Source organism: Lentzea sp. NPDC020367 (assembly GCF_044387305.1).
In the GTDB taxonomy this organism is placed as follows: Bacteria; Actinomycetota; Actinomycetes; order Mycobacteriales; family Pseudonocardiaceae; genus Lentzea.
Genome location: NZ_JBIRVV010000004.1, coordinates 847,024 through 863,410, shown reverse-complemented (window position 1 = coordinate 863,410; position 16,387 = coordinate 847,024). Strand labels below are relative to the sequence as shown.

14 protein-coding genes are annotated in these 16,387 nt (G+C 70.9%); 8 read left to right on the top strand and 6 right to left on the bottom strand.

All coding sequences use genetic code 11. The features are described 5' to 3' along the window. Positions 1 to 43 precede the first annotated feature (43 nt). Complete coding sequence (gene fusA, locus ACH413_RS21475) at positions 44 to 2,032, bottom strand: elongation factor G (RefSeq protein WP_360035244.1); 1,989 nt, start codon at positions 2,030 to 2,032, stop codon at positions 44 to 46. 316 nt (positions 2,033 to 2,348) lie between these two features. Here fusA and ACH413_RS21470 point away from each other — a divergent pair, with 316 nt between their 5' ends. The 4 genes from ACH413_RS21470 (at position 2,349) to ACH413_RS21455 (ending at position 6,692) form a co-directional block, all read left to right on the top strand. Further along, a complete protein-coding gene (locus tag ACH413_RS21470) occupies positions 2,349 to 2,939 on the top strand; it encodes an SGNH/GDSL hydrolase family protein (RefSeq protein WP_360035247.1) in 591 nt (196 codons plus the stop codon). 81 nt (positions 2,940 to 3,020) lie between these two features. Further along, complete coding sequence (gene xylA / locus ACH413_RS21465) at positions 3,021 to 4,172, top strand: xylose isomerase (RefSeq protein ID WP_360036056.1); 1,152 nt, start codon at positions 3,021 to 3,023, stop codon at positions 4,170 to 4,172. A 1-nt stretch (position 4,173) separates the two neighbouring features. Continuing rightward, positions 4,174 to 5,556, top strand: a complete 1,383-nt coding sequence (xylB, locus tag ACH413_RS21460) for a xylulokinase (RefSeq protein ID WP_360035250.1) — start codon at positions 4,174 to 4,176, stop codon at positions 5,554 to 5,556. After that, the gene (locus tag ACH413_RS21455; protein WP_360035252.1) at positions 5,553 to 6,692 is read left to right on the top strand and encodes an ROK family protein; all 1,140 of its coding nucleotides are present in this window, start codon (positions 5,553 to 5,555) and stop codon (positions 6,690 to 6,692) included. Before xylB ends, ACH413_RS21455 begins: the two co-directional genes overlap by 4 nt. Here ACH413_RS21455 and ACH413_RS21450 read toward each other — a convergent pair. Next, positions 6,649 to 6,951, bottom strand: a complete 303-nt coding sequence (locus ACH413_RS21450; RefSeq protein ID WP_360035255.1) for a DUF6223 family protein — start codon at positions 6,949 to 6,951, stop codon at positions 6,649 to 6,651. The two genes, ACH413_RS21455 and ACH413_RS21450, sit on opposite strands and share 44 nt — an antisense overlap. Positions 6,952 to 7,082: 131 nt before the next feature. On the opposite strand from ACH413_RS21450, the gene ACH413_RS21445 reads away from it, so the two are divergent. Both ACH413_RS21445 and ACH413_RS21440 read left to right on the top strand, forming a co-directional pair. Next, positions 7,083 to 8,165, top strand: a complete 1,083-nt coding sequence (locus ACH413_RS21445; protein WP_360035258.1) for a histidine kinase — start codon at positions 7,083 to 7,085, stop codon at positions 8,163 to 8,165. After that, the gene (locus tag ACH413_RS21440) at positions 8,162 to 8,827 is read left to right on the top strand and encodes a response regulator transcription factor (RefSeq protein WP_360035261.1); all 666 of its coding nucleotides are present in this window, start codon (positions 8,162 to 8,164) and stop codon (positions 8,825 to 8,827) included. The genes ACH413_RS21445 and ACH413_RS21440 overlap by 4 nt, the downstream gene beginning before the upstream one ends. Here the strand turns inward: ACH413_RS21440 and ACH413_RS21435 are convergent. Continuing rightward, on the bottom strand, positions 8,782 to 12,897 hold the full coding sequence (locus ACH413_RS21435) for a BTAD domain-containing putative transcriptional regulator (RefSeq protein ID WP_360035264.1): 4,116 nt from the start codon (positions 12,895 to 12,897) through the stop codon (positions 8,782 to 8,784). The two genes, ACH413_RS21440 and ACH413_RS21435, sit on opposite strands and share 46 nt — an antisense overlap. 97 nt (positions 12,898 to 12,994) lie before the next feature. On the opposite strand from ACH413_RS21435, the gene ACH413_RS21430 reads away from it, so the two are divergent. Both ACH413_RS21430 and ACH413_RS21425 read left to right on the top strand, forming a co-directional pair. Then, the gene (locus tag ACH413_RS21430) at positions 12,995 to 13,519 is read left to right on the top strand and encodes a response regulator transcription factor (RefSeq protein WP_360035267.1); all 525 of its coding nucleotides are present in this window, start codon (positions 12,995 to 12,997) and stop codon (positions 13,517 to 13,519) included. A gap of 10 nt (positions 13,520 to 13,529) precedes the next feature. Next, on the top strand, positions 13,530 to 14,453 hold the full coding sequence (locus ACH413_RS21425; RefSeq protein ID WP_360035270.1) for a peptidoglycan-binding protein: 924 nt from the start codon (positions 13,530 to 13,532) through the stop codon (positions 14,451 to 14,453). A gap of 44 nt (positions 14,454 to 14,497) precedes the next feature. Here ACH413_RS21425 and ACH413_RS21420 read toward each other — a convergent pair whose 3' ends face one another. The 3 genes from ACH413_RS21420 to ACH413_RS21410 all read right to left on the bottom strand — a co-directional run bounded on the left by ACH413_RS21420 (position 14,498) and on the right by ACH413_RS21410 (position 15,885). Next, the gene (locus tag ACH413_RS21420; RefSeq protein ID WP_360035273.1) at positions 14,498 to 14,662 is read right to left on the bottom strand and encodes a hypothetical protein; all 165 of its coding nucleotides are present in this window, start codon (positions 14,660 to 14,662) and stop codon (positions 14,498 to 14,500) included. After that, complete coding sequence (locus tag ACH413_RS21415; protein WP_360035276.1) at positions 14,646 to 14,795, bottom strand: hypothetical protein; 150 nt, start codon at positions 14,793 to 14,795, stop codon at positions 14,646 to 14,648. Before ACH413_RS21415 ends, ACH413_RS21420 begins: the two co-directional genes overlap by 17 nt. A gap of 73 nt (positions 14,796 to 14,868) precedes the next feature. Continuing rightward, complete coding sequence (locus ACH413_RS21410) at positions 14,869 to 15,885, bottom strand: glycoside hydrolase family 88 protein (protein WP_360035279.1); 1,017 nt, start codon at positions 15,883 to 15,885, stop codon at positions 14,869 to 14,871. Positions 15,886 to 16,387: the final 502 nt, after the last annotated feature.

The window sequence follows — 16,387 nt, the reverse complement described above, 5'->3', positions numbered from 1 at the left end:
AACGTGTCGACTTGCCCCAACCCTCACGAGACGGGCCCGCGTTCTAGCTGGCCGGCGCGTAACCGGTCGGGGTGCTGGTGAAGCTGCCGCGGCCTTGCGTCCGGCTGCGCAACCTCGTGACGTAGCCGAACATCTCCGCCAACGGCACGCTCGCCGTCACCACCGTCGTACCGGTCCTGGCCACCGAACCGAGGATCCTGCCCCGGCGCGAAGCCAGATCACCGAGCACGCCACCGAGGTACTCCTCCGGCACGGTGACCGTGACCTCGGCGATCGGTTCGAGCAACGTCATCGCGCCTGCCTTCAGCGCGTCACGCAGCCCGAGCCGTCCGGCGGTGCGGAACGCCATCTCCGACGAGTCCTTGACGTGCGTGGACCCGTCGACCAGCGTCACCCGCACACCGGTGACCGGGTGCCCGAGCGGCCCTTCGGCCAGCGCGTCCCGGCAGCCCTGTTCGACCGCGCGGACGAACTCCTGCGGCACGCGCCCGCCGGTGACGGCCGAGCGGAACTCGAAACCGGTCTCCAGCGGCTCGGTGTCGAGCACGATGTGCGCGAACTGCCCCTGCCCTCCGTCCTGCTTCACGTGCCGGTAGACGAACCCCGTGACACCGCTGGCAACGGTCTCGCGGTACGAGACGCGCGGGCGTCCCATGGTGATCTCGATGCGGTGCAACGTGCGCGCCTTCTCCACCGAGACCTCCAGGTGCAACTCGCCCTGGCCGGACAGCACCGTCTGGCCGGTCTCCTGGTCCGTCCCGAACCGCAGGGACGGGTCCTCGTCGACCAGGTGCGCCAGCGCCTCGGTCAGCTTGGCGTTGTCCGCGCTGGTCCGCGCTTCCACCGCCACCGAGACCACAGGATCGGCCGACACCGCGGGTTCGAGCAGCAGCGGAGCCGTTGGCGCGCAAAGGGTCGTGCCCGTGCGCGCCGACTTCAGCCCCACCAGTGCCACGATGTCACCCGCGACGGCCTGGTCGACCGGCGTGTGCCGATCGGCCTGGACGCGCAGGATCCGTCCGATGCGCTCGGTGCGGCCGCCCACCTGGATCGTCTCTCCCTTGTGGAGGGTGCCCGAGTAGACGCGCACGTACGCCAGCCGTCCGGTGGCGGTGGCGTTCACCTTGAACACCAACGCCGCGAACGGCGCGTCCGGGTCCGGCTGCCGTTCCTGGCCGTCGACGCCACGCACCGGCGGAACGTCCACAGGGGACGGCAGGTACGCGATCACCGCGTCCAGCAACGGTTCGACGCCGCGGTTGCGGTACGCCGAGCCGCACAGCACGACGGTGGCCTGACCTCGCCGGGTCAGTTCCCGCAGTGCTTCGACGAGCGTCTGATCAGAAAGGCCTCCCGCGAAGAACTCCTCCAACGCCTCGGGATGCAGTTCCGCCACCGCCTCCTCCAGGAGACGACGACGTCGTTGTGCCTCGGCCAGCAACGTGTCGGGCACGGGCCCTTCGGTCATGCCGTCGTCCCAGGTCAGCGCACGCATGCGCACCAGGTCGACGACACCGCGGAACCCGTCCTCCACGCCGATCGGCAGTTGCACGACGAGCGGCACGGTGTGCAGCCGCGTGCGGATCGACTCCACGACGGCGTCGAGATCGGCGCCCGCCCGGTCGAGCTTGTTGACGAACGCGATCCGCGGCACGCCGTAGCGATCAGCCTGCCGCCACACCGATTCGCTCTGCGGCTCGACACCCGCGACGCCGTCGAACACCGCGACGGCCCCGTCCAGCACGCGCAGGGATCGTTCGACCTCGTCAGCGAAGTCGACGTGCCCTGGCGTGTCGATGAGGTTGATGCGGTGCCCGTCCCACGTACAGGTCACGGCCGCGGCGAAGATGGTGATGCCGCGGTCGCGTTCCTGCGGGTCGAAGTCGGTGACGGTGGTGCCGTCGTGGACCTCGCCGCGCTTGTAGGTGCTGCCCGTCGCGAACAGGACGCGCTCGGTGAGCGTGGTCTTGCCGGCGTCGACGTGGGCGAGGATGCCGAGGTTGCGGACAGCGTTCAACGTGATCGTGCGCATGGCTGTGTGCCTTTGGTGTCAAGGACTTACGGGGTCAGCGCGATGACCCGACGAACACCTCTCAGGCGTTCGTCAGACACTCCGGTACCCGGCGCGCAGCGGGCAGCCGGGGTGCGGAGACACGAGGATCACGTCGAAACGGGACGGGAGCACGGCGGTGGTGCGCATGGCCGGTCCCCTCTCGCTCGGTAGCTCGTTGATGATCGTGGAGTGTAGACAGATCAGCACTCCCACGACAGCGGTTTACCCAGTTCAACATTCGCCCACAGCGGACTATTCCCCGGAACACCAGCTCAACGCCCCTCGTTCAACGACCATGCGCCTCTGTTTGCTCGGCGACTCGATCGCCGCGGGAGTGGGCAGCACGCGCCGGGAGGACACGCTCGGCCCGTTGCTCGCCGAACGCCTTCGGGCGAAGGGACACCAGGTCGACCTCAGCGTGCACGCCTTCGCGGGCGCCCGCTCGGCCGACCTGCGCGCCCAGGTTCGCGCCGCGGGCAAGACCGACATCGCGGTCGTGGTGATCGGCGCGAACGACCTGACCCGGTTCGTCCCGGCGCACGTCGGCGCGCAGCAGCTGCACGACGCGGTCGCGGACCTGCGGCGGGCGGGCGCCGGAGTCGTCGTGAGCACCGCGCCCGACCTGAGCGTCGTCGCACATGTGCCGCCCGCGCTGCGCGACGTCGTGTCGGCCGTGAGCCGCGACTACGCGCAGGTGCAGCAGCAGGCCGTCATCCGGGCCGGTGGCGTGGTCGCCCACGTCGAGCAGGCGGTGACGTCCCTGTTCGCCGCGGATCCCTCGCTCTTCGCGGCCGATCGCTTCCACCCGTCGTCCCTCGGCTACCGCGCGATCGCCGCGGCTCTCGCACCCGCGGTCGAAGCGGTCGCCGCAGAACTTCACGCCTGAACTTCACGCCTGACCGATTGCGATCAACGCCGTGGCGTCGTACTGTCCCGACTAAGTTCAAGCATTGAACGAATGAGGTGGATGATGAGCGCGCCCACTCCGGCGGACAAGTTCTCCTTCGGTCTGTGGACCGTGGGCTGGCAGGGTCGTGACCCCTTCGGCGAGGCCACGCGGCCCGAGCTCGACGTGGTCGAGGCGGTGCACCGGCTCGCCGAACTCGGCGCGTACGGGCTGACGTTCCACGACGACGACCTGTTCGGGTTCGAGGCGACCAACCGCGACCAGCAGATCAGCCGGCTGCAGGGCGCGCTCGCCGAAACCGGGCTCGTCATCCCGATGGTGACGACGAACCTGTTCAGCCACCCGGTCTTCAAGGACGGCGGCTTCACCAGCAACGACCGCGGCGTGCGGCGGTTCGCGCTGCAGAAGGTGCTGCGCAACGTCGAACTCGCGGCGGAGCTCGGTGCCAAGACGTTCGTGCTGTGGGGCGGGCGCGAGGGCTCCGAGTACGACGTGGCCAAGGACGTGCGGGCGGCGCTCGAGCGGTACCGCGAGGCCATGAACCTGCTGACGCAGTTCGTCACCGACCGGGGCTACGACATCCGGTTCGCGATCGAGCCGAAGCCGAACGAGCCGCGCGGCGACATCCTGCTGCCGACGGTCGGACACGCGCTCGCGTTCATCACGTCGCTCGACAAGCCGGAACTGGTCGGCGTGAACCCCGAGGTCGGGCACGAGCAGATGGCCGGGCTCAACTTCGTGCACGGCATCGCGCAGGCGTTGTGGCACGGCAAGCTGTTCCACATCGACCTCAACGGGCAGCGCAGCATCAAGTACGACCAGGACCTGGTGTTCGGGCACGGCGACCTGATGAACGCGTTCGCGCTGGTGGACCTGCTGGAGACGGCCGGCTACGAGGGCCCGCGGCACTTCGACTACAAGCCGTCGCGGACCGAGGACATCAAGGGCGTCTGGGACTCGGCCAAGGCGAACATGGCCACCTACCTGCTGCTCCGCGACCGCGCCGCGGCCTTCCGGGCGGACCCGGAGGTGCAGGAGGCGCTCGCGACGGCGGGCGTCGCCGAGCTGTCGCAGCCCACGCTGAACGCCGGCGAGTCCTACGATGACCTGATCAAGGACACCGGTTTCGACCCCGATCAGGCGGGCGAGCGGGGCTACGGCTTCGTACAGCTCAACCAGCTCGCCATCGAGCACCTCACGGGAGCACGCTGACATGACGCTCGTCGCCGGCATCGACTCGTCCACGCAGTCCAGCAAGGTCGTGGTTCGCGACGCGGAGACCGGCAGGCTCGTCCGGGAGGGCCGCGCGGCTCACCCGGACGGCACCGAGGTCCACCCGTCGCACTGGTGGACGGCGGTGCAGTCGGCGTTGTCCGATGCGGGCAGTCTGGACGACGTGTCGGCGGTGAGCGTCGCCGGTCAGCAGCACGGCATGGTCTGCCTCGACGAGGACGGCGAGGTCGTGCGCGAGGCGTTGCTGTGGAACGACACCCGTTCCGCGGCGGCGGCTGCTTCTCTCACGGACGAGCTGGGCGCGGCGGAGTGGGCGGCGCGGATCGGCCTCGTGCCGGTCGCGTCGTTCACGATCACGAAGCTGCGCTGGCTCGCCCAGCACGAACCGGCCAACGCCAAGCGCACCGCCGCCGTCTGCCTGCCGCACGACTGGCTGACGTGGCGGCTGCGCGGCACCGGTGATCTGGCCGACCTGGTGACGGACCGCTCGGACGCGTCCGGCACCGGCTACTTCGACTCGGTGACGAACGCCTACGTGCCGGATCTGGTCTCGCTGGCGCTGGGGCGCTCCGACGTGCTTCTTCCCCGCGTCCTGGGACCGGCCGAGTTCGTGGACGGCCCGGTGCGGCTCGGCGCGGGCGCCGGGGACAACGCGGCGGCCATGCTCGGTGTGGGCGGCGGCGCGGACGTCGTGGTGTCGCTCGGCACATCTGGCGTGGTCACGGCCACCAGCGATGTCCGGGCGCAGGACGCGTCCGGGATCGTGGCCGGGTTCGCCGACGCCACGGGCCGGTACCTGCCGTTGGCTTGCACTTTGAACGCCGCCCGCGTGCTGGACGCGACCGCCCGGATGCTGGGCGTCGACCTCACGAAGCTCAGTGAACTGGCCCTGTCCGCCAAGCCGGGTGCGGACGGCGTGGTGATGGTTCCGTACCTCGAAGGCGAACGAACGCCGAACTTGCCGGACGCGACGGGTGCGCTGCACGGCCTGACGCTCGCCAACGCGACGCCCGCGAACATCGCGCGTGCGGCCGTGGAAGGCATGCTGTGCGGTCTCGCTGTGGGCCTCGACGCTCTCGCTGAGCAAGGTGCGGACGTCACGGGCGTGCGACTCGTCGGCGGAGCGGCGGTTTCTCCGGCGGTGCGGGAGATCGCGCCGGTGGTGTTCGGGGTACCGGTGACGGTGCCCGCGCCTGGTGAGTACGTCGCCGACGGCGCCGCGAGGCAGGCCGCGTGGACGCTCACGGGCGGTGCGACGCCGCCGGAGTGGACGCTGGCGGAGAGCACCCGCTACGAGGCGGAGGCGGTGCCGGAGATCCGGGCGCGATACGGGGAAGCGGCGCAGCGATACTTGAGTCGATGACCACCGTCGACCACCTCCGCCAGGTCCGCCTCGGCAACCTGCGGACGGTGCTGCTCGCGCTCGTCGACCGCCCCGGCTCGCGGGCCGACCTCGCGGCCCGCACCGGCCTCACCAAGGCGACGCTGTCCAACCTCACCGAACCGTTGCTGGCCAACGGGATCCTCGTCGAGGAGCCGGCCACGCTCGCCGGCATGGGCAGGCCGTCCAAGCCGTTGCGCTTCCACCCGGGCGGCCCGGTCGCGGTGGGTGCGGAGATCAACGTCAGCCACCTCGCCGTCGAGACCATCGGACTCGACGGCGAGACGCTCGAGCGCCGTCTCGTGCCCGCCGACATGCGCAAGGCCACGGCGGACGAGGTGCTCGGCAGGATCACCGAACTGATCCGCGAGGTCACCGGGCCGCGCCCGCTCCTCGGTGCGGGCCTGGCGATACCGGGTGTCGTGCACGACGGCGTCGTCATCAGGACCCCCAACCTGCCGAACCTCGTCGGCGTGCGGCTGGCCGAGGCGCTGAGCCGGCGAACGGGCCTCGACGTCCTGCTCGACAACGAGGCCAACCTCGCCGCGCTCGCCCACCTGTGGCCGCGGCACCTCGCGGGCGAGGACTTCGTGCACGTGACCGCGGACGTCGGCATCGGCGCGGGCGTCGTGCTGAACGGCGAGGTCTACCGCGGGGTCAGCGGGTTCGCGGGCGAACTCGGGCACGTCGTGATCGAACGCAACGGCGTCCTCTGCACGTGCGGCAGCCGCGGTTGCGTGGAGCGGTACGCGGGGCTGGACGTCATCCTGCGCGAGGCCGGACGGCGACGGCTCGACTCGTTGCGCAAGGCACTCGACGCGGGCGATCCCAAGGCGCTGGAGGCCGTGCGGAACGCCGGCGAGGCGCTCGGGGTCGGGCTCGGGACCCTGATGAACCTCTTCGACGTCCCGACGGTCGTGCTCGGCGGCAGCTATGCCGTGCTGTACGACCATCTTCGCGAGGCCGTCCAGTCCGAAATGGACAGCAGGGTGCTCGCGGGCGGTGAACGGCACACCAGGCTGATCGCGTCACCCCTCGGCGAGTTCGCGGTCGTGCGGGGCGCGGCGGGACTGGTCACGAGGCGCGCGGTGCAGCAGCCCGAGCGGCTCTTCGCCTAGCCAGCACGCCGAGCACCACGGCGGCGAGGCCCACCACCAGCGACACGTAGCCGCCGACGATGCCGTAGCCGGTGCCGGGGCCGCCCTTCGCCATCAGCACGACCACGACGCCGATCACCGCCCCGGCCCCACCGGCGCCGACGGCCACCAAGGCGAGCGAACGCCGTGTTAACGCCAACAACCCGATCACACCAACGACAACGCCGATCAGCGACCACGTGCGTCCGGCGGTCATCTCGTAAGCAGCTGAGAGCAACATGGCCCCAGCCTGTCCCGCGAACCGCGAACGGTCGTCGTGCGTGCGCAGACAGCGACTACCGCGGGCGCGGTAGTCCGGAAGTCATCCCAGCGCAGGATCTACCAGCCCGAACACCGGATTAGGGTGCAGGCATGAGCAGGCGCTGGCTGGACTGGGCGATCGCCGCCGGGGTCGCCGCGAGCCTGGTGGTGGCCGGGCACCCCGCCACCGGGCCGGGCTACGCGTTGCTGGCCGCGAGCGGACTGGCGCTCGTGGCGCGCAGGACGGCCCCGATCGCCGTGCTCGCCGCGACCGGGCTCCTCGCGCTGGGCTACCAGGCGACCGGCGCCGACGTGCCGGTGATCGCGTTCCTGTTCGCCGTGTACTCGACGATGCGGGCGGGCCATCGCGTCGTGACGCTCGCCGGTTCCGTGCTGATGCTCGCCACGCTCCCCCTCGCGGCGCTCCTGTCGCCCCGCGATCTCACGGCGTACGAGGCGTTCGGGCAGACCAGGGACGTCCTGCAGATCGCGTGGCTGATCGCCGCCGCGGCCGCCGGTGAGGCGCTCAGGCAGGCCGAGCGCAGAGCCGACGAGGCCGAACGCACCCGCGAGGAGACGGCACGCAGGCGGGCAGGCGAGGAACGCCTGCACATCGCCCGCGAGCTGCACGACTCACTGACCCACCAGATCTCCGTGATCAAGCTGCAGGCCGAGGTCGCCGTCCACCTGGCCCGCAAACGCGGCGAGGACGTGCCAGAGCCGCTCCTGGTGATCCGCGACGCGGGCCGCGAAGCCGCGAGGGAGCTGCGGGCCACGTTGGAAGCGCTCAGAGACGACGACAAGAACCCGCCGCACGGCATGGACGACGTCCCCGCACTCGTCGAACGCGCGAGGTCGAACGGCCTGGACGCCCGGCTCACGATCGAAGGCCGCCACAGCGATGTCCCCGCCGCGGTCGACCGGACGGCCTACCGGATCGTGCAGGAGTCGCTGACGAACATCGCCCGGCACGCCGTCGCGGCGACCGCACAGGTCCACATCGACTACCGGCCGGACGCGGTGATCATCAAGGTGGACGACGACGGCACGGCGACGTCCAAGAACCCGGAGCCCGGCGTCGGGCTGCTCGGCATGCGCGAACGGGTCACGGCGCTCGGCGGTCACCTCCGCGCCGCGCCACGCAGTGAGGGCGGTTTCAGCGTGCAGGCCGAACTTCCCGTGGTGCAGCCATGATCCGCGTCCTGCTGGTGGACGACCAGCCGTTGATCCGCAGCGGTTTCCGCGCGTTGCTGGAGGCCGAGGACGACATCGAGGTCGTCGCCGAGGCCGCGAACGGCGAGGAAGCGTTGGACCAGGTCCGCAGGCACCTCCCGGACATCGCCCTGATCGACGTCCAGATGCCCGTCGTGGACGGCATCGAGGCGACCAGGCGGATCGCCGCCGACCCGGCGCTGGCCGGCACGCACGTCGTGATCCTCACCAACTACGGCCTGGACGAGTACGTCTTCCACGCGTTGAAGGCGGGCGCGGCCGGGTTCCTCGTCAAGGACGTCCAGCCGGAGGACTTCCTGCACGCCGTCCGGGTCGCGGCCCGCGGCGACGCGCTGCTCGCCCCGTCGATCACCCGCCGGATGATCGACCGGTACGTGAGCCAGCCGCCGCAGCGGAACCAGAGCCTCGTCCACCTGACCAACCGCGAACGCGAGGCCGTCACGCTGGTCGCGCGCGGCCTGTCCAACGACGAGATCGCCGCCGCCATGGTGATCAGCCCGCTCACCGCGAAGACCCACGTCAACCGGGCGATGATGAAGCTGCACGCCCGCGATCGGGCCCAGCTCGTGGTGATCGCCTACGAGTCGGGCCTGGTCGTCCCGCAGGCCTCGGAACGCGGATAGCCCTCGGCGCAGATCCGCGCCTCGGCGTCCTCAGTGGACAGTGACCAGCGGATGATCCGCGAGTCGTTCGCGCCGGACACCAGTTCGTCCTCCCGCGTGAACGCGACGGCCTGCACCGGACCGGTGTGCCCGGTCAGCGTCGTGCCGGCACGGGTGGCGAGGTTCCAGACGACGACCGAGTCGTCCTCTCCCCCGGACGCCAGTGCGGCGCCGGACGGGCTGAACGCCAGCGCCACCACGGCGGCGGAGTGGCCGGTCAGCGTCATCAGCTCCGCACCCGTGGCCACGTCCCAGACCTTCACCGTCCGGTTGGCGCCCGCCGTCGCGAACCGCGTGCCGTCCGGGCTGACCGCGACGTCCCGCACGTCGCCCTGACCGGTGCTGACGCGTCGTTCCAGCTTGTCGCCGGCGAGGTCCCACAGCATCGCGCCACCCGCCGGATCGGTGGAGATCAGCAGGCGGCCGTCCGGGGTGAACTCGACGGCGCTCGCGATGTACGGGCCACCGGAGAACGCGCCCTGCTTCAGATCGGGCAGGCTCCAGCGGAACCGGCCGAGCGACGCCGTCACGATCCCACGCCCGTCCGGCTGGTAGGCGATGTCGGTCGACGCGCCCAACCCGCTGTAGGACAACGACGACAGCCGTTCCCGCCGGGCGACGTCCCAGAGCGAGAGGGTGTGGTCGCGGGTCAGCGCGGCCAGCCGGGAGCCGTCCGGGCTGAACGCCACCGACTCCACCCGGTCGGAATGACCGTCCAAAGTGGCCACCGCGGCGCCGTCGAGATCCCACAGCCGCACGGTTCCGTCGTCTCCCGCGGACGCGACCGTGTTGCCGGACACGTCGATGTCGTTGATGCCGTCGGCATGTCCGGTGAACGGCGGCACGGCGTCCTCGCGCACCGCCACGATCCGGCCGTAACCCCCGGAGACCAGCAGCGTGCCGTCACGGCCGAGAGCGATCGCCCTGGACTCGGTGCGGCCGCGGTCGCGGTAGGTCGTGATGGGACGGCCGGTGCGGATGTCCCAGATGGTGATGAGACCGTCCTCGTCCGCCACCGCCATCCGGCCGCCCACCGGCCCGGACGCCTCCCACGCGTACGCGCCCTGCTTCGGCAGCTCGGACAGCAGCTTCCCGCTGACGTCCCAGAACTTGACGCCGTCGCGCAGGGTCGCGGTGACGATCGCCGTGCCGTCGAAGCCGACGTTGTTGACCTCCAGGGACGGGATCTCGCCGACGCGCGCCCCGGAGGCCACGTCCCACACCAGCGGACGCTCCTTGCCGTTCGCCGTGACCAGCAGCGCACCGTCTGGGCTGAACGCCAGCGCGTTCACCTCGTTCCCGTGGCCCTGGAAGGTCCGGCTGGTCTTCGCGGCCACGTCCCACACCTCGACGGCACCACCGGCGACGCCGACCGCGAACGACGTCCCAGCCGGGTGGAACGCGAGCCCGGTGGTGATCACGTCGAACTGGTGGGAGAACACGGCGGTGCCGCTCGCCAGTTCCCAGACCACGACGTCGCCGCGGCTGCCGCCCAACGCGGGCAGTGACGCGTTCGAGGCGAGGAACCTGTCGTCCGCGCTGAACTCGGCCTGTCTGGCGTAACCGCCGTCGGTGAACCCGTTGTGGTCCGCGAGCAGAAGCTTGCGGGACCGGGTCCGCGGGTCCCACAACGTGACGTGGCCGTCCCGATCGGCCGTGGCGATCACGTCACCCTTGTGCGACACGCTCACGTCGAGCACGGGCGGGCCGTCCGCGTTGAGCTCGATGCGGCGGCGCGGTGCGGAGGCGGCGCTCAGCAGCGCGCCACGGGTGTCGTCGTCCTCGTGCAACCGGTAGGCCGACACGGCGAGCTGTCCGGCGAGGTCGGGCGCCGTGTCGACGAGGCCGCGAGCGGACAGCGCGATCTGGTGCGCCTGCTCGATCCGTTGCTGGAGCTGGGCTTCCCGCGACTGCCACCACGCGACGCCGCCCCCGCCCGCGGCCAGCAGGAGCAGCACGCCCATGATCGAGACGAGCCTGGTCAGCAGCCGGTTGCGGCGCTTCACCGTGACCTGCTCGGCCTGGTCGTGCTCGCGACTGGCCGCGAGGAACGCCTCCTCCGCCGCGTTCAGTTCCCCGGGGTGGTCCTGCGCCCAGGCCGACGCGGTGACGAGCTGCGTGCCCCGGTAGAGCGCGCCGTCGTCCCGGTCCAGCTCGCTCCACGTGTGGGCGGCGGCGGTCAGCCTGCGGTGGACCAGCAGCGTCGAGCGGTCGTCGGACAGCCAGCGCTGCAACCGGGGCCACGCGCGGATCAGCGCTTCGTGCGCGATCTCCGCGGTGTCCTCGTCCACCACGATCAACCGCTCGGTGACCAGGCGGCCGAGCACGCCGTCGATCACCCCCGGCTCGGCGATGCCGTCGAGTTCGGCGCGGCGGATCGGTCTGCGGGTGTCCTCGGTGCCGTCGCCGAACGCGGTGAGGCGCACCAGGATCCGGCGCATGGCCTGCCGTTCGGCGTCGCCCAGGTCGTCGTGGGCGCGTTCGGCGGTCTGCGCGATCGCCCCGCGCACCCCGCCACCGGCCCGATACGCGGCCAGCGTCAGTTCGGTGCCGGAACGTTGCCACGTCTCGACGAGCGCGTGCGACAGCAACGGAAGCGCGCCCGGTTCGGTGTCCACGTCGGCCAGCACGGTCGCGAGGAGGTCCGCGGCGACGGACAGCCCGCTCATCGTGGCCGGGCGCAGCACGATGTCCCGCAGGTCGGCGCTGGACGGCGGCCCGACCAGCACGGTCGCCTCGTCCGCGAGCGCCTGCACCAGGCCGGGGTGCTGCGTGACGTGGGCGAGGAAGTCCGCCCGGACGCCGAGCGCGACGTGGGTGCGGCGATGCGGTCCCTGGGCGGCGTCGAGCAGCACGCCGATGAACTGTGAGCGTTCACCTTCGTTGGTGCACAACGTGAACAGCTCTTCCAGCTGATCGACCACGAGCAGCACGCGCACGTCGTCCGGGCCGTTCGCGAGCGCGTTGCGGACCTCGACGTCGAACGCCGCCGGATCGGTGCCGAGGTCGGGCCGCTTGCCGGTGAACGACGCGAGCGCGTTGGTGAGCGCTGCCATCGGGTGCGCGGTCGGCGTGATGACGATCGGCCGCCAGGACGCGTCGAGCCCGCCGACGACCCCGGCGCGCAGCAACGACGACTTGCCGCTGCCGGACGCGCCGAACACCCCGACGACGGGATGGCGGTCGATCCGGCGGGTGACCAGGTCGACGAGGTGATCGCGGCCGAAGAACCACGGGTGGTGCTCCGGCTGGTACGCCATCAGGCCGCGGTACGGGCAGTCCGCGCGGGCGGCCTTCGGCGGCGCGGGTTCGTGCAGCGGCGCGCCCTGCAACATCGTCTCGTGCAGGCCGCGCAGTTCGGGGCCGGGTTCGATGCCCAGGTCGCTCACGAGCCGTTCGCGTGCCCGCCGGAACACCTCCAGCGCCTCCGCCTGGCGGGACGCGCCGTAGAGGGCGGTCATCAGCTTGGCGTGCAACGGTTCCCGGTACGGATTGGCCTGCGCCAGCTCGGCCAGGCCGCCGATCACCTCGGCGTGCCGGCCCAGCGCCAGTTCCGCCGCCGCCCGTGCTTCGGCCGCACGCAGCCGGGCCTCGTCCAGCCGCGCGGCGAACTGGCCGGGCAGGTCCGGGTAGGCCGGGCCGCGCCACAGGCCGAGCGCCTCGGTGAGCAGATCGGCCGCCTTGGCGGGGTCGCCGTCCGCGAGCGCCCGTTCGCCGTCCTCGGTCAGCTGGTCGAACAGGTCCGCGTCGAGCTCACCGGGGTCGATGCGGAGCTCGTACCCGGCCGGTTCGCGGGTGATCCGGTCGCCGAGCCCCAGCGCGCGCTTGAGCTGGTAGACGTACAGCCGGACGTTCTCCTGGGCGGAGGCGGGCGGGACCTCCCAGAGCACCTCGATCAACCGCTGCGGGGACACGGGTGTGTTGGCGTGCCGCGCCAGCATCGCGAGCAGGATCCGCTGCTTCGCCGACCGCAACGGGGTCTCTTCCTCGCCCGCCGCGACGACGATCGGACCGAGCACCCGGAACCGCACGCACCCTCCCCCGATGATCGGCGGAACGGTAACAACGACCTGGCGTTATACGCAGCCGATACGGAGAAATACGGTCCTTTCCCGACTGTTCCGGGATGTGCCGACCATCCATGTCTCCCTGTCGCTGCGCAGCACGTTGCTGGCCGACCGGATCTCGTCCCGTCTCACCGCCGCCCCGTGGGCTGTCCCAGGCACTCCCGCCGACGTGATCGTCACCGACGCCGCTGCCGCCGCCGGGCCGCGCACGGTCGCGGTGCTGTCGTCGTTCGACGCAGTGGAAGGCCTGGTGCGGCTGGGCGTGACCGGGCTCGTGCTCGCCGACGACCCTCCGGAGGACATCGTGCGGGCCGTGCACGACGTGCACCGGTTCGGCGGATGGGTGTCGCCGCGGCTGGTGTCGTCGTTGCTGCCCGGTCCCCCGCCGGCGTCGCTGACGGTCCGCGAGCGGGAGACGTTGCGGCTGGTCGCAGAGGGCCGGGAGAACGCGGAGATCGCCGCGGCCATGTTCATCACCGTGAGCGCGGTGAAGTACCACGTGTCGAACCTGCTGAGGAAGTTCGGCTGCCGTGACCGCACACAACTGGTCTCGCGACTAGGGCGCCCGCTGGCGGTGCGTTCCTAGCGTGCTCGGCATGAGAATCCTCGTTGCCGCCCTGATCTCGTTCGGGGTTCTGATAGGAGTCGTCAGCCCCGCGCAGGCGGCCCTGCCGTCGTGGCCGAACGTCAAGGAGGGTCAGAACGGCGCGACCGTGCTGACCGCCCAGCACCTGCTGCGCCACCGCGGTTACAACATCGACGCCGACGGCGACTTCGGTCCGGCCACCGAAGCGGCGGTCAAGCAGTTCCAGACCGCCAACGGACTGTCGTCCGACGGCCAGATCGGCCCGAACACCTGGCCGAAGCTGATCGTCAGCGTCCAGCAGGGCAACAACAGCAACGCCGTCCGCGCCGCCCAGGTGCAGCTCAACCGCTACGGCTACGGCCTGGACGAGGACGGCGACTTCGGCGGCGGCACGCGCAGCGCGGCCGTGGCGTTCCAGAGCTCGAAGGGCCTGTCCGCGGACGGCGTCGTCGGCCCGAACACCTGGCAGACCCTGGTCGGCGGGTCGGGCTCCGGCGGCGGTGGCGGCGGCACCTACAGCCTGCCGCTGGCCAAGAGCGCCCTGCCGCGCAGCGAGTACGACGACCCGCACCACGACTATCCCGCCATCGACCTGCCGGTGAACAGCAAGCCGGCGTACGCGATGGTCACCGGTACGGCGTACCGCATCAACGAGCCCAGCGGTTGTGGCAACGGCCTGCGGATCGTCAAGAGCGGCGTCGACTACATCTACTGCCACTTCTCGTCGTGGTCGGTCTCGAACGGCACCGCCGTCAAGGCCGGTGACCGCGTCGGCACGACCGGCAACACCGGCAACTCGACGGGCCCGCACCTGCACATCGCGATCAAGATCAGCGGAACGTCCTACTGCCCGCAGAACTTCCTGCTCGCGCTGTACGACGGGCGGACGCCGCCGGCGCCGTCGTCGCTGCCCCGCACGGGCTGCTTCTACTGACGGACGACGGGCCTGGATCGCCGAGGCTCTCGGCGATCCAGGCCCTAGATCTCCGCATCCCGCAGGAGCCGGCCACTCGCGTCGTAGACCCGGACTCGCCCGATCGTGATCTTGTGCGGAATGCGGGAGAGGTAGGTCTCGCCGTACAGCTCGGCCTTGAAGACCTGTACCAGGAACTCGAGGACGGCGACCTCAGGGGCGACCCGCACCCACCTCGACGGTGCACACGACGAGCTGGCTGTCGGTGACGCCGACCTCCAGAACGCTGCCGTGCAACCGTTGCAGGGTGTTGAGCCGGAATCCCGGTGGCCGCCGGCAACCGTCGTCCGCGAGAAGGCGCATCGACAGCGGTACCGGAGCTCCGAGAATGGCGATGGTGCCCGCCGTGTCGTGGGCAGGAGCCAGCGCGGTGGCGTTAGAGACGCGCGACTTCCGACGTGGCGAGCAGGAACGCCCCGACGGCGAAGTTCGACGTGTCGTTGGCGCGCACGGGTTGGTGGTCGGACGGCTGCTGCCCCACACCCTGCACGTACCCGAGCCGGCCGCTGGACTGCAGGGCGAGCCTGGTCAGGCCGTCCCAGCCCTTCGTCACGACCGGGCGGTAGGTGGTGGCGCTGAGGAGCCCCGACCGCACGCCCCACGCGAGGCCGTAGGTGAAGAACGCCGTACCGCTCGTCTCCGGGCCCGGATAGTTGTCGGGGTCGCCCAGGTTGACGTTCCAGAACCCGTCCGAGCGCTGCACCTGCGCGAGCCTGGCGGCCATCTGCCGGAAGTCCGCCTCGTAGCCCGCGCGGTAGGGCGACTGCTGCGGGAGCACCTGCAGGACCTTGGCGAGCGCCGCGATCGCCCAGCCGTTGCCGCGCGACCAGTAGATGTTCTTGTTGACGAACTTGCTGTCCCGCCACCACAGCCCGTTGTTCCACAGCCGCTGCCGGGTGTACCGGTAGAGCCGGTCGCCGTAGTCCATCTTCCCGAGCCTGGCGAAGAGCGGCAGCGCCATGTGCAGCGCGTCGACCCACCACCAGTAGTCGGTCCTGCCGGTCGCGATCGTCGCGTCGATCTCCCGGACGACGGCCGCCCTGCGCCGCGGTTCCGGGTTGTCCTCGTACAGGTCGAGGTAGGCCTGCCCCGCCGCCTGGTGGTCGGCGAAGTGAGGGTTGCTCGACGAACTCTTGAGCCCGAAGTTGTGCCGGTTCGCCCAGCCCAGCGTGTAATCGCGGTACTTGGTGTCATTCGTGGCCCGGTAGAGCGCCATGACACCGCTGTGCAGGGTCGCGTCCTGCCAGTCGTTGCCGCCGACGGCCTGCGTGCGGATCCAGTAGTCCGCGGCCAGCCGCCCGGAGTCGAGCGGTCCGGCCGCTGCCAGCGCGGTGCCGGGACCGATGAGTGGCAGGGCTGATGCCCCGAGCAGGAACGAACGCCGCCTCACCATCAGGTTTTCTCCAACCTGTGACATGGGCGGCGTCATCGCCCATTAGAGCGGGCGGTCACCCCGCGAGGCCAGGGTTTCGCGAGATCCCGGTACGCGGTGAGCGACCACACAGCCCGTTCCGGAAACACTGCGGGCGCCGGGCCCGTTATACGTGTTGGTCGGTGCGATCCGTGTCCCCCGGGCCTCACCTCAACGCCTTCGCGGAAGACCGTTCGGCTGGTACCGCGCAGAGCCACTCGCCGAGAGGCGACCGATCGCACCGGCCTCACCAGACTCGTCCTCAAGGCGTCCCTCTCCCCGACAGACGTCTTGAGGGCGTCCGGTCGGCGCGGAGCTCTCCTGCCGCGCCGACCACCCGGTTTCTTCTTGCCCCGGAAGGTTTTCCGCGCTTCCGCCGGTGACCGGCCACACAGGTCCCCCTGGAACACAACGGATCCCCGCGCCGTTGTACGGGGTGGTCGGTGCGGAACGAGTCCCCGGGCCCCAACAGAATCGCCGTCGC